Origin of the sequence: Candidatus Leptofilum sp., from assembly GCF_965223525.1 — a bacterium.
Classification (GTDB): Bacteria; Chloroflexota; Anaerolineae; order Promineifilales; family Promineifilaceae; genus Leptofilum.
In genome coordinates, this window is record NZ_OZ245005.1 from 1,269,427 (window position 1) to 1,282,279 (window position 12,853).

At 53.0% G+C, this 12,853-nt stretch carries 15 protein-coding genes; 8 read left to right on the forward strand and 7 right to left on the reverse strand.

The window, feature by feature from the left end; all coding sequences use genetic code 11:
• Positions 1 to 12 precede the first annotated feature (12 nt).
• Positions 13 to 660 carry a V4R domain-containing protein gene (locus tag ACOQPM_RS22535; RefSeq protein ID WP_420630640.1) on the forward strand — a complete coding sequence of 216 codons (648 nt, stop codon included), beginning with the start codon at positions 13 to 15 and terminating at the stop codon, positions 658 to 660.
• A gap of 56 nt (positions 661 to 716) precedes the next feature.
• On the opposite strand, the gene ACOQPM_RS22540 is transcribed toward ACOQPM_RS22535, so the two are convergent.
• Together ACOQPM_RS22540 and ACOQPM_RS22545 are read right to left on the reverse strand one after the other, a co-directional pair.
• On the reverse strand, positions 717 to 845 hold the full coding sequence (locus ACOQPM_RS22540) for a hypothetical protein (protein ID WP_420630641.1): 129 nt from the start codon (positions 843 to 845) through the stop codon (positions 717 to 719).
• Positions 846 to 909: 64 nt separating this feature from the next.
• Entirely contained in the window at positions 910 to 1,593 is a 684-nt protein-coding gene (locus tag ACOQPM_RS22545; protein ID WP_420630642.1) for a hypothetical protein, read from the reverse strand.
• Positions 1,594 to 1,817: 224 nt separating this feature from the next.
• Between ACOQPM_RS22545 and ACOQPM_RS22550 the strand changes: the two genes are divergently transcribed.
• Positions 1,818 to 2,186, forward strand: coding sequence for a VOC family protein (locus tag ACOQPM_RS22550; RefSeq protein ID WP_420630643.1), 369 nt, complete (start codon positions 1,818 to 1,820; stop codon positions 2,184 to 2,186).
• A gap of 122 nt (positions 2,187 to 2,308) precedes the next feature.
• On the opposite strand, the gene ACOQPM_RS22555 is transcribed toward ACOQPM_RS22550, so the two are convergent.
• Genes ACOQPM_RS22555 through ACOQPM_RS22565 form a run of 3 tightly spaced genes read right to left on the reverse strand, consistent with a single transcriptional unit; the run spans position 2,309 to position 5,629 of the window.
• Positions 2,309 to 3,307 carry a hypothetical protein gene (locus ACOQPM_RS22555; RefSeq protein ID WP_420630644.1) on the reverse strand — a complete coding sequence of 333 codons (999 nt, stop codon included), beginning with the start codon at positions 3,305 to 3,307 and terminating at the stop codon, positions 2,309 to 2,311.
• Positions 3,304 to 4,851 (reverse strand): ABC transporter substrate-binding protein, encoded by a 1,548-nt coding sequence (locus tag ACOQPM_RS22560; RefSeq protein WP_420630645.1) that lies wholly within the window; start codon positions 4,849 to 4,851, stop codon positions 3,304 to 3,306. Before ACOQPM_RS22560 ends, ACOQPM_RS22555 begins: the two co-directional genes overlap by 4 nt.
• Before the next feature lie 4 nt (positions 4,852 to 4,855).
• Positions 4,856 to 5,629: a type III pantothenate kinase gene (locus ACOQPM_RS22565; protein WP_420630646.1), complete on the reverse strand. Its 774-nt coding sequence runs from the start codon at positions 5,627 to 5,629 to the stop codon at positions 4,856 to 4,858.
• A 209-nt stretch (positions 5,630 to 5,838) separates the two neighbouring features.
• On the opposite strand from ACOQPM_RS22565, the gene ACOQPM_RS22570 reads away from it, so the two are divergent.
• The 5 genes from ACOQPM_RS22570 (at position 5,839) to ACOQPM_RS22590 (ending at position 9,616) form a co-directional block, all read left to right on the forward strand.
• Positions 5,839 to 6,984 (forward strand): histidine kinase, encoded by a 1,146-nt coding sequence (locus ACOQPM_RS22570; protein WP_420630647.1) that lies wholly within the window; start codon positions 5,839 to 5,841, stop codon positions 6,982 to 6,984.
• Between the two features lie 81 nt (positions 6,985 to 7,065).
• Positions 7,066 to 8,370: a hemolysin family protein gene (locus ACOQPM_RS22575; RefSeq protein ID WP_420630648.1), complete on the forward strand. Its 1,305-nt coding sequence runs from the start codon at positions 7,066 to 7,068 to the stop codon at positions 8,368 to 8,370.
• A 4-nt stretch (positions 8,371 to 8,374) separates the two neighbouring features.
• Positions 8,375 to 9,025, forward strand: coding sequence for a response regulator (locus ACOQPM_RS22580; RefSeq protein ID WP_420630649.1), 651 nt, complete (start codon positions 8,375 to 8,377; stop codon positions 9,023 to 9,025).
• Positions 9,026 to 9,114: 89 nt separating this feature from the next.
• Complete coding sequence (locus tag ACOQPM_RS22585; protein WP_420630650.1) at positions 9,115 to 9,255, forward strand: hypothetical protein; 141 nt, start codon at positions 9,115 to 9,117, stop codon at positions 9,253 to 9,255.
• On the forward strand, positions 9,206 to 9,616 hold the full coding sequence (locus tag ACOQPM_RS22590; protein WP_420630651.1) for a CARDB domain-containing protein: 411 nt from the start codon (positions 9,206 to 9,208) through the stop codon (positions 9,614 to 9,616). The genes ACOQPM_RS22585 and ACOQPM_RS22590 overlap by 50 nt, the downstream gene beginning before the upstream one ends.
• A 34-nt stretch (positions 9,617 to 9,650) precedes the next feature.
• On the opposite strand, the gene ACOQPM_RS22595 is transcribed toward ACOQPM_RS22590, so the two are convergent.
• On the reverse strand, positions 9,651 to 10,277 hold the full coding sequence (locus ACOQPM_RS22595; protein WP_420630652.1) for a GIY-YIG nuclease family protein: 627 nt from the start codon (positions 10,275 to 10,277) through the stop codon (positions 9,651 to 9,653).
• Positions 10,278 to 10,433: 156 nt separating this feature from the next.
• Here ACOQPM_RS22595 and ACOQPM_RS22600 point away from each other — a divergent pair, with 156 nt between their 5' ends.
• Positions 10,434 to 11,741 (forward strand): MerR family transcriptional regulator, encoded by a 1,308-nt coding sequence (locus tag ACOQPM_RS22600; protein WP_420630653.1) that lies wholly within the window; start codon positions 10,434 to 10,436, stop codon positions 11,739 to 11,741.
• On the opposite strand, the gene ACOQPM_RS22605 is transcribed toward ACOQPM_RS22600, so the two are convergent.
• Complete coding sequence (locus ACOQPM_RS22605) at positions 11,738 to 12,781, reverse strand: ABC transporter ATP-binding protein (RefSeq protein ID WP_420630654.1); 1,044 nt, start codon at positions 12,779 to 12,781, stop codon at positions 11,738 to 11,740. The two genes, ACOQPM_RS22600 and ACOQPM_RS22605, sit on opposite strands and share 4 nt — an antisense overlap.
• Between the last annotated feature and the right edge of the window lie 72 nt (positions 12,782 to 12,853).

Genomic DNA, 12,853 nt, shown 5'->3' on the forward strand with positions numbered 1-12,853 from the left:
GGGAGACAAAAAATGAGCGATCTGAAGCGGGTTGACATTCCTATAGAGGCACCTTATGTAAATGCACTGTTTTGGCAAATGCTGCAAGGCGTTGAAGAAGTGCTGGGGGAAAATGGCCTGAACGCAGTGTTGCGGTCAAGCGGTTTGGAAAGATATGTCGGCAATCCTCCTGAAAATAATTTAGAAAGTGGTGTTTTGGCGCGGGAGTATGCGCGTTTAAATGAGGCTATCGAGCAATTTACGGGCCGTGCAGGCAAAGGGATGTTACAGCGCATTGGTCGCGCTTCGTTTCGCTGGGGGATTAAAGAGCAGGCTGCTTTAATGGGATTGGCAAATATTGCCCTAAAAGCGTTGCCGCAGCGGTTACGCAAGCGTGCTATTTTGTTGGGATTACGCAAAGGGTTAATGGATCTGGTTGATTTCGGGCAGGTGGATGTACAAGATCAAGGTGGCGTCATGGTGTATACCGATTATGCCTGTACGATTTGCCACACCAGGCACAGTGATGATCTGTCAATATGTCATCTCTACGTGGGCACGTTGGGCGAAGCGATGGCGTATGCGACGGGTAAGGATTTCCGTGAATTTGAAATTATCGAAACCCATTGCCGGGCGCGGGGACATGATTATTGTCGGTTTGAGATTAGGGATCGGGTGTAGGCACGCTCGGCGAATGTGCTGCTGAGGCATAGCCATTAGAGAAATGGCCAAGATTGTTAGTGAACGGCCGTTAGCACCATTACCCCGTCTTTCACCAGCAAGGCCCCAAACGGATGATCTTCATTGGCGATAGCTTCGTTGGCCAAAGCAATCGCCTGGCGCATGTACAATTCTTCATTTCCCATCGTTGAGACCTCTTCTACGAGCCGCCAGCCTTGATTTGATGCGAGAGCGAACCTGCCCTTTGTATTATTCATTGAGCTTTTCTTGTAATTGCATTATCAGTTTATCGAGATTGTTAGCAATGACGCTTTCTTTATCCCAGTCTTCAATAAAACTTATGACGGATTCCTCACTACTTTGTTCATTTATCTCTTCTAATTCTGCTTTCTGATCTCTTTTTGACATTTTTAGAGAAGTTACAATTGCATCCAGAATATTCGAGCGATATTCATTAGCCCATTGTTCCCCCATAATTCGTTGCAATGCTGGGGTGTTATCAAAGGCTTCAGTAGCTCGTATCTTCAGGTCTTTCAGCCGATGCTCTTCCGTAGAAGGTGGCCGAAACTTCTGAATAAGTACGTTGCGTATCTGCATGAGTAAGTCATGACTTTGAGATAGAATTTCAAAATCTATATCGCGTAGCCTCTTCCCCGGTGTTATCTCTATATTCCCATCTTTAGTTTGGAAAATGAAGCTACTGTCTCCAGCGACAGCGGCTTGTGATCCCTTACCAATAGCGACGCCTTTTACATCGCTGATATTTTCGATAGATGTTTTGTCACCACCAACCTTATCACGCTCAACTGTTTCGCCGCGAAGCCCCAGATCACGTGTATGATCGTCCAACCACTCACCACAAAAGCGGCATTTCATTGCTGCCGTCTTGATTGTCTCGGCACAGAATGGGCATTCTTTAGTATCTGCTATCATTGTTTTCTTTCTATATTCTTAGGCAATCTATCCGATTCATAGGGTAATATCGTAGGCGTTTTTGGGCAAGCAAAACGTAAGTTTTCTTGCTTGATTGTGGGCGAAGCGGCCGTTCATGTCTGTTGCTATCTTTTAATTTTGGATAATCTCCGTATTTTTTTCGGGAAGAGCATATAATACAAAGAACATTCGTTCTGAGACTGAAAGCAAATTGGAGGCATTAAATGAACATAAATGGTTTAGTCGAAATTATTGTGTATGTGGCAGACATGGACGCCCAGGTTCAATTTTATCGGGATGTTTTTGAGCTTGCGGTGATTTATCCCGCCGGACTCGACAGTTACGCAGACCAATATTGGGTGACGCTGGATGCAGGTGGGGTGATCCTGGCGCTGCACGGTGGTGGCCAGGGGCGGCTGGGGGCGGATGCGCCCAAAATTGTGTTTGGCGTGGACGATATTCACGCGGCGCGGGCGGAGTTGGTAGCCAAAGGCGTGCAGGTTGATGAGGTGCGCTCGGCTGCGCCTGGGGTGTGGGTGTGCGACGGCTGTGACCCGGAAGGGAACCCGTTTTCAATTGAAAGCCATGACTGACGAGAATTTTTAGCGTAACTATTCACGTCCCGGAGGTGACAGTCACTTTGTTATGGTCTTCAATTTGCCAAAGCCTCTGAAAAAAGTGACTGTCACCTGTATAGTTACTTTTTAGCAGAAGATTACGGCCGTTGCACCCAGTCTAATAGCTCTAGCAAAAGCTCCGTAGACAGACCTTTAACTTGCTCCATCCGGTGCGGCATCTTGCTGCTTTGCATCAAGGTGGCTAGCTCGTCCTCGTCGCCGCCCAACGGGTTGCCTTGTAGCTGCACCAACGCCAACGGCCGTGGCGCAATATCGCCCACCTGACGATGCAACAAGTAAGTGTACGGATTGCTATTCTGGAAAATATGGCTGGGAGAAAGCCCCACTTGGGCACGACCAATAGCAATCACACCCGCCACCTTGTTCACCTGGCTGGTCCACAGTAACCCTAGCCCTGCTGCCAGCGGCTGCCCAATGATAATTGGCTTGCTGGGCAACATTTGAATGAGAATTTGCAAATCGGCAGCCAGATCATCTGGCTTGAGACGGTGATTGGCGCTAGCGTGGAGCAGGTAGCGCAGCGGGTCTAGCCCATACACATGGTAGCCTGCTTCTGCCAACTCGGTGCAAATTGCGTTATCGCGTCGGCTGAAATTGCCGTAGGTTGAAAGGTAAAGGATTGTGGGGGGCAGCAGCGCGCCTGTGGGGGGGAAATGGTAACTTTCCATCACAGACCCCGCACGAAGCGGCCAGAGGTGGACACGGCCGTTTTCTGAATCCGGCGTACCCAAAAGCCCATAACTAATACGGCCGAATCGCTCCTTGGCCCACTCAGATATGGCATGTAAATCCTGCTTAAAATCATGATCCCCAAGAGGGCCTTCGCTGTCTCCCGTGCCGCGCAAATCGAAGACCAGATGGGCCACTTTGCGTTTGGCTCCGTGAGAGCGCACCTCCTGTCGGGCGCAGGTAATCACGCTCGATTTGGTGAGCGGATATTTTGGCACCCAGACGCGAATGGCGCGTAGCTCCTCATCGGTGAGACCCGTCGGTTTTACAAGGACGCAATCCAGATATAAGTTGTCATCGGTCAGAATGCCAAAAGGTTCTTCTGTGAAGGGCAAGGTAGAAGTCATGGTTCATCAGTCAAGTTTGGAAAAGGGTAGTTTGGAATGAGTTCAATAATGCGATTATACGCCTCTATTATAGAGGTATCGGTAGAGAAATAGCCACTTAACATTTCCTGCAAAACAATGGAGAGTGTCAACTCCTCGTACAGCGTGGTAATTAACTCGCCTTGGCCTTGAGGTAAGCCCCAACGTCCGGTGGTAGCAATGCCATCTCGCAGGCTGGCGACGACATCTTCACCGTACAGGGTGATCAATGTTTGGTTACTGTTTGCCAGCGGTTGGCTGCCCCAGCTATCAATAAAGTGGCGCGGCTCAGATTGTGTCCCCAGGCGCATCGGCACTTTGCGTTCTGGCTCAACCGAGAGCCACTGTTCGTATCCCTCGTTGAACCAGAACGTTGTGAAGAGAACGGCCGTTTCCCTATCTGCCGCACTCGTAATCCCCAGCAAATTAATATTGCCAAACTCCGCCCCGTTGAGCGACGTGACAAAGCCGCTGTTTTGCGCCAAAAAGTTTGGCGTGGCGGCACATTCCGGGCAGCGGGGTGGGGCAGCCGGGTCTAAACCCGCAATTTGCGAGAGCAAGCTGGGTGGCCCCATGATCAGCCCGGTGCGCCCGGCTAGGTAGGCATTGCGGGTGCTGGTATCCGTCTGCACCCCAATCGGGCTGTTTTGGTTGATAATGGTGTAGTAGAAATTGAGTGCCTCGGCGCAGGCTGGTTCTAGCAGCTTTAGTTCGCCTGCTTCATCCACCAACTGGCAGCCATTGGCTAGAGCCATATGCTCAAAAATTTGCTGGGTCGTTACCAGATTGGCCTCGGTTGGCACCACAAAACCGGCAATGAGATTTTCTCGATCCGTCGTGGCTTCGGCGGCAGCGGAGAGGGTGGCGAAGCCGTTTGGCACGGCCAGATTGCGTTGGGCAAACCAGTCGGTGCGGTAGATGATGAGCTGATGGTAGCTGCTGTTGGGTAGTGCGGCTGGCTGCCTCAGGCTGGTTTGCACCAGTGCCAACGCATCCTGGTTGAAGGTTTCTGAACCAAGCTGGGACAATACTTCGGCGTTGGCGTTGACATCAAAAATGCCTTGCTCTGCCCAGCCCACGCTGTACTCCAGCGGGTGCAGAATGATGTCGGGAAGCGTGTCGGAGAGAACGGCCGTATTCACCAAATCAGGCAATATCTGTGGGGAAACCAACACCATCTCCACATCCACGCTGTATTCTGCCGAGAAATCAGCTGCCATCTCGTCCAGCATCGCCTCATGCCCCTCAGACGTCTCATTAACCCAAACGGTGATGGACGGATTGGGTTCTGCCTGAACAGTTTCTGCTTCTGGATTGTTGCCGGGAACGGCCGTTGGCGTCGCCACCGACAAAATGAGCGGCTCCAGGCTAGGCGTGGGCGTGAAGGCTGCTTGGGCTGTGGCGGTTGCTAGACGGGGCGGGTTTGCCAGGCCGCAGGCAGTAATCAGTAAGCAGTAAACGGTAATCAGTAGCAGATTACTCGCCACTTGCCACTTGCCCACTTGCCCACTTAAAAACTTGCTCACCTTATCACCCTTTCACCTTGTCATGAATGACGCGCAAGCCTGTCAACGTTAGCCAGGGGTCAATGTGGTCAAGTACGGCCGTATGCGGTGCCATTAAATCAATTAGCCCACCCGTGCCCAGAATGTGAATCTTTTGCGCGTTGTCGGGATGTTCGGCCTTGAGCCGTGCTACCAACCCCTCGATGAGGGACAGATAGCCAAACACCAGGCCAGACTGCATAGCGTGTACCGTGTTTTTGCCGATGGTTTGCGGCGGGGCTTCTAGCGCCACTTGACTTAGCTTGGCGGCGCGGCGAGCCAAGGCTTCTGCCGCCAGCCCCAGGCCGGGGGCAATTACCCCGCCCAAAAATTCCTGCCGGGCAGAGACCAAATCAAATTTGGTGGCCGTCCCCATATCTATGATGATGCAGGGTGCCTGGAACAGATCAAAGGCAGCTACCGCGTTTACCAAGCGGTCTGCGCCAACGGCCGTCGGCACATCGGCCAAAATGGTGAGACCCATGGGTGTACTTGAATTTACGTTCAGCAGGGGAACATTTAGCTGTTCCTGGCAAATTTGGGCGAAGGTTTGGCTGAGTGCTGGCACGACGCTGGCCATAATTGCTTGCGTAACGGCCGTTAACACCCCCGCCTCCTTTAGCAACATTTTCAAAATAACGCCGTACTCATCGGCCGTTTGGGATGGGTTGGTGAGCAGTCGCCAGGTGTGCTGCCAGGAACGGCCGTTCCACACCCCCAGCGTAATATTTGTGTTGCCAATATCCAGTGCCAATAACATGAGGCAGAATTGTATAGTAGGGGCGAGGCGGTGGCGAATAATGTGTGATATAACGAACGATCTACTCTAGCCACCGCCTCGCCCTAAATTGCGGCAAACAGGGTGAGGCAATCGGAGAAACGGCCGTTTGCTAGATAAAGATCGTGGCCGATTGCCTCGCCCCTACCCGTGGACTTGCCACCCAGGCACTTTCACAGTTAAATACACTCATGTCCATAGATGAACACGCCCGGCAGTTGCAAAGGCGCAACGCCGAGCTTTCCATCATCAATAGCATGGCCCAGGCACTCAACCGCTCAGTTGATTTGGAGCAGACGCTGCGCGCCATTTTGGCACAGGTGGCCGAACTGCTCGATCTGCAAACCGGCTGGGTTTGGCTGCTGCGGGAAGATGACAACCAATCGTATTTAGCGGCTTCCCAAAATTTGCCGCCTGCGCTGGGGCTGCATCCCCACAAAATGGAAGGGAGCTGCTACTGTCTGGATACTTACCGCGACGGCGATTTGGATGGTGCTGCCAACGTGAATGTGGTGGCGTGCAGCCGCCTGAAAAATTTGGTGGATGGCACCGACGGACTGCGTTACCATGCCAGCATCCCCCTGTACGCTCATGGCAAAAAGTTGGGCGTACTCAACGTGGCCAGCACCGATTGGCGGCAGCTCTCCGCCGACGATTTGCAGCTTTTGTACACCATCGGCGACATGCTGGGCATTGCCGTGGAGCGGGCGCGCCTGTTTGAGCGCAGCGCCGAGGTCGGCGCAGTGGAGGAGCGCAACCGGCTAGCGCGGGAAATTCATGATACCTTGGCGCAAGGGTTAACGGCCGTTTCTCTCCAACTAGAATCCGCCGATGCCCTGCTGGAAGCAGAAGCCGATCCGGTACGCATTCGCCAGATGGTGCAGCAAGCATTGGCGCTTACGCGAGCCAATCTGGAAGAAGCACGCCGCTCCGTGTTAGATTTGCGGGCTGCACCGCTAGCTGGGCATACGCTGGTAGAGGCGTTGGCACTGCTGGCGGAAGCCGCCTCCTTGCCAGTTGATTTGCTGGTGACGGGTGGCAACCAGCCGCTACCGCCCCGCGTGGAAACTGGCATTTACCGCATAGCGCAGGAGGCGATTAACAATGCCTGCCAACACGCCCAGGCCAACCAAATCACGGTAAAATTGGTGGCAACCCCGCAAATGGTCACGCTTGCGGTTGAGGACGATGGTCGTGGCTTTGAATTGGAAGATGTAAGCCAAGGTCGGTTTGGGCTTATGGGGTTGAATGAGCGGGTGAAGTTGTTGAACGGCCGTTTCCACATCGAAAGTACGCCCGGACAAGGGACAAAACTAGAGGCTCAAATTCCTTTATGAGACATCAACCTCGCGCAGGCCAGCAAATGAATGAAAATCAGCCAACCTCCCGCAGGTTTGTTCTCGAACACAGGTAGCTAAATGTTAATTGTATTGCTTTTAATTATCGCCAACGGCATCTTTGCGATGGCAGAAATCTCTGTTGTGTCTGCCAAGAAAGCGCGGCTGATTCAGCAAGCCAACGAGGGTAAGCGTGGCGCACAGCAAGCGCTGAATTTGGCCAATGATTCAGGAGATTTCCTTTCGACGGTTCAAATTGGCATTACCCTCATTGGCATTTTGGCAGGCGTGTTTGGTGGCCAAACCATTGCCGCCGATTTGGCTCCCTTACTAGAAGATTTGCCCCTCATCGGCCCGTACAGCCAAAGCGTTAGCCTGGGCATTGTGGTGGTGCTCATCACCTACCTCTCTTTGGTCATTGGCGAGCTAGTGCCCAAGCAAATTGGCCTGAACAATCCAGAACGCATCGCCAGCCTGATGGCTCGGCCGATGAACGTGTTGGCCAAAATGACATCGCCGCTGGTGCGCCTGTTGAGCTTCTCCACCAGAGTGGTGTTGCGCTTATTGCGCGTTAAACCTACCAAGGCACCTCCGGTTACCGTAGAGGAGTTGCAAATATTGGTGCAGCAAGGGGCTGAAAGCGGCGTGATCAACCCCAAAAAGGAGGAAATGGTCGAGCAGGTGCTGCGTCTGGGCGGCCAGCGGGTCAATGCGCTCATGACTGACCGCACCGATATTGTCTGGCTCGATCTGGACGATCCGCTGGAGGTTAACCAGCAAAAAATCATCGAAAGTGGCCATTCACGCTTTCCCGTCTCACGGGATGAGGCGGATAATTTGCTAGGCATCGTATTTGTGAAAGATTTGTTGGCGCAAAGCTTGTCTGGCAAGTCACTTGATCTTGAAGCCGCTATTAAACCGGCGCTTTTTGTTCCAGAGGGGCTACCTGTGCTTGAACTTCTGGATCGATTCAAAGAGGAAAAAGCGCAAATCGCCTTTGTGTTGGATGAGCATGGCGGTGTGGATGGGTTGCTCACCTTTAACGATTTGATCGAAACGATTGTGGGTGACGTGCCGGAACTGCACGATCCGGAAGACCCGACAGCGACCAAGCGTGAAGACGGTACCTGGTTGGTAGATGGCAAGATGTTGATTGATGATTTCAAGATGTTGTTCAATATTGAGGAGATGCCGGAAGAGGACACAAATTATTACCAGACGCTGGGTGGCTTTGTGATGTTCCAGCTAGGGCGCATTCCAAAGGCGGGGGACCGTTTTGAGTGGGATGGCTTTGGTTTTGAGGTGCTGGATATGGATTGGCGACGGGTGGACAAAGTGCTGCTGACGCCTCGCGCCGTTCGGCAGGGTGAAAAAGCAGATGAGTAAGCAGATGAGTAAGCAAATTCGTATCTTTTTGGCAGATGATCATCCGGTGGTGCGGGATGGCTTGGAGGCAATTTTGAGTACGCAGCCAGATTTTGAGATTGTGGGGCAGGCGGGCAACGGCCGTTCCACAATCCAACAGGTCGCCGAGATAAAGCCAGACGTGGTGCTGCTAGACATCGAGATGCCGGAGATGGACGGGGTAGAGACGCTACGCCAGCTTCGCGCCGCCAACCCCAATGAGCGGGTAATCATGTTTACCGCTTTTGACACTGATGAGCGGATTGTAACGGCCGTTCAAGCCGGGGCTCAAGGCTACTTGCTCAAAGGCGCGCCGCGTAACGAGCTGTTCAACGCCATCCGCGTGGTGCATGAGGGCGGCTCGCTGCTGCAACCTATTGTGGCTCACAAGCTGATGCTGCGGGTGGCTCAGCCGCCGGAACCGCCGCTGGAGCAGCTCACCCCCCGCGAGCTAGAGGTGCTGCAAGAGCTGGCGCAGGGCTTACAAAACAAGGAGATTGCTGCCAAGCTCGTCATCAGTGAGCGCACGGTGAAGTTCCACGTAAGTGCAATTTTGAGCAAGCTGAACGTGGGCAACCGCACCGAGGCGGTGACCGTAGCGGCACAGCGAGGATTGATTTCGTTAGACGGCCGTTGAATATGCCTAGATTATTGTAATTTCCAGGGGTAGGGGCGCACACGGAGGTGCGCCCAAAGCGGGCAGACACGGGGGTCTGCCCCTACAAAATGGACAAAAGGAATTTTGGCGATGAAGATGATGCGTTTGAAGAAATTATTGGTTTTTGGTTTGGTGGCTTTTCTTTGCGGATTGATTTTGGTGGCTTGTGGCGAAACACCACCCACCGCAACGGCCGTTCCACCAACTGAACCACCCACCATTCCGCCCACGCTAGCTACCCAGCTGCCAGACCTGGAAATTGGCAGCTACACCGTTACCTACGACGATTGCCCCTGGGGCGGTCCCGGCACCGTGTCTGTGAGTGTAGATAACTTTGGCGTGGGGGATGCTGGCCCATTTGAAGTAACCATCAACAACTCAACCACCAACGTGGATAGCCTCGGGTCACTCGGCGAAACAACCGCCTCGATTAACTTTGACGCTGGCCCAGTGGCTGGCGTTAACGCCGAAGCGGATTCAGCGCAACAAGTGGTGGAAGTGGACGAAACCAACAATAGCTACTCGATTGTCTTCACCCCGCCGCCGCCATGCCCTACGCCGACCCCGTGATAATTGTGAATGAAGCCCTGTTCACAATTCACAATTAAAGTTTTGGTAGTTTGCCTGCTTGCCGGTAGGGAGCCATTTCTGCTTCGGTGAGGGTTTTGCCGCTCGTGTGCCGCCAAATGGTGTGGCTGCCGACTGTTTCACGTACCCAGCCCTGTAAGCTCATGCGGTTGAGCCAGATGCGGTCTTGGGGGGACGTTGTGGGGGAAACGGCCGTGCTGAGCGTCGCCGAAGTAGCCGTGCTTGGCTTGAGCAAAAACAGGGCGGCATGTCCCCGATAGCGGACTGGCAACGGCGTTGGCCTCTCGTTGAAATCCTGATTCAGCACGGGGTGCATGGCCTCAATCATTGCTTTTTCTGCCATGTCCATGTCAAAATGTTGCCACTCTTGCAGGGCAAACAGCGATTTTTGCCGCACAAACGCTGCACAATCCGCCAGCGCATAAAACGCTACCGACCATTCATGTGAAGCGGGCGCATTAAGCTGAATGAGTTGACCCAGCCGGCTCGGCTTTTGCAGATGCTCGCCAAAGCGCGTCGGCACATCCCGCCGCGACTGCCCGACATAAAAAACCAGGTTGGCATCCCGCACCACATAAATCAGATGCCCCAGCGTGTTTGTTGCCTTTTTGGCCAATAGTTGCCCCACCGTGAAATGAATCATAACTTGAATTGTATCTTGCCTCTTCAAAAAACGAAGTCGTTAAGGAAAATAGCCAGTGCCGGGGCAAAAATATTGAATCAAGCCAAAATGTGGACAAAAGCTAAACAATTGTGTTAACATAGCTCCACAAATAAGTCACAAGTTTCAGGAAGCACTATGTCTGCAAATAAACGTATTCCCACATTCAATATGAAAGTTGTTGTTCAAGAAACCGGGCTCAAACCGGATACTTTGCGGGCTTGGGAGCGTCGCTACGGCATGCCAAATCCGCAGCGCACACGCGGGGGACACCGCCTTTACTCTCAGCACGAAATTGAAATGCTCAAATGGCTGGTTGCTCGCCAGGAGGAGGGCATGAGCATTAGCCATGCCGTCGAGCTGTGGCAACAGTTGGAAAAGGATGGTCAAAATCCATTACTGCCGCCTGACAAAGGCACAATAGAACCCGCTTTTCCCCATATTGACGGGGAGCGGGTGAATGATTTGCGTGCTGCTTGGGTTGCTGCGTGTCTGGCGTTTGATGAATATCAGGCGCAACATCTGTTGGCCCGTGCGTTTGCTTTGTTTCCGCTGGAAACAGTTTGCTACCGAGTATTGCAGCAGGGGTTAACCGAGATTGGCAAAGGGTGGTATGAGGGTCGAGTAACGGTGCAGCAGGAGCATTTTGCGTCGGCGTTGGCATTGCGTCAATTAGAGGCATTATTGGCTGCCTTGCCCGCACCCACGAAGAACGGCCGTATCCTTGTTGCCTGCCCCCCTCATGAGCTTCACACTTTCTCCCCCCTCATCATCAGCCTCATGCTGCGCCGCCAGGGGCGGGATGTAGTTTATTTGGGAGCCAACGTGCCGCTAGACCGTATGGAAGCGTCTGTCACCCAAATTAAACCCCTGATGGTTATTATGTCAGCCCAGACCTTAATTACTGCGGCCAACTTGTTGCCAATGGCGCACAAGTTGCAGGAGATGAATATCCCGCTTGCATTTGGCGGTGCCGTTTTTAACCACATTCCCCAACTGGTAACTATTATTCCTGGGCATTTTTTGGGTAAATCTTTAGACCAAGTGCCCCAAGTGGTAGAAGAACTGTTGCAATCCAACCCGCCGATTGGCAAGGTGAAGAAAGCGACGCAGAACTATTTAGATGCCTACCAACGTTTTGTTGCGGCGCGTTCTGCCGTCGAGGCGCGGCTGCACCAGCTACCAGAGCTTTCTAACATGCCAACAGCGTTATTGAACAACACCAACGAAGAGTTTGGCAACAATATTGAGGCGGCTTTGCAATTGGGCGATCTAGCAATGATTCGCTCAAACCTGGACTGGGTAGAAGGGCTGCTGCTCAACAACCATGAACGGCTGACGAAACTATCGCTTTGGGAATATTTGGATGCGTACCATAAGGTAGTGAAGGACGTGATGGATCAACGGGCGGCACCATTGCTGGATTGGTTTGCAAATCTAAATTAAGGATTTTCTGCTGAGACTTTTAGATCATCCACTAAATCGGTAAGGCTGTGGTGGATGACAGTTTGTCGGGATTTGATGAGTTGCCACTCGATACGGCCGTTCCGCACATCCCTCCCATCTCCCAATACCTGAACCCGCATAGCAGCACCATTCGACCCTTCATGCACGGCAAAGCCAACCCGCTCCAACGCCCGCTTCGTCCACACTGCCGACAAACCCTCTCCCACCAAATCAATTTGCCCCGCTTGCTGCATTGCTATCCTGAAAGAGCCAGTCTGCTGGTCAAACTGCACGCCATCTGCCTGAAACGCCGCTTCAAAGCTACCGTTTAGCACCAGCTCCTCTGGCGAACCCACTTGCAGTGCGCTTCCCTTTGGTAACAGCCAAATCTTATCGGCATTCCGCAGAGCCAAATCCAGGTCGTGCGTGGAGAGCAAAATGGCCCGCTGCGAATCGCGGGCGAGTTGGCGCAAAATGTGCATTATCTCCACCCGACGCGGCAGATCCAGGTAGGCTGTTGGCTCATCCAGCAGCATCACCTTTGGTTCCTGGGCCAATGCGCGGGCGATCATAATCTTTTGCCGCTCGCCGTCGCTGAGGGTGTGAATGTGCCGCTGGGCCAACGGTGTGGCTCCTACGGCAGCGATGGCTTGGTTTACGGCCGTTTCATCCACCGCCGTCAATCTCCCCGCCCAATTTGTATACGGGTGCCGCCCCAAAGCCACCAAATCCCACCCGGTCAGCATCCCCGCGTTGATAGGCTCCGTCAGCACCACGCTCAGTTGGCGAGCCAGTTGGCGGGCTGTGAGCTGGTTGAGATTTTGCTGATTGAGGAGGATACGGCCGTGCAGTGGTGTTTGCATGCCTGCCAACGTTCGCATGAGGGTACTTTTGCCCGCCCCATTTGGCCCCAACAGGCAAACCAGCTCCCCAGGTTGCAAACCCACCTCAATTTTTTCCGCCACCACGAATGGCGGCTCATTCCGTTTTGGGTAGCCAATTGCCAAGTTCTCACTGTGCAAAATTGGTTTAGGCATCATTTTTCCTCTACCTCAAGCTACGGATTGCGCGGATTTTGTGAATTGGCTGTTCAAAAATCTGTGCAATCCGTG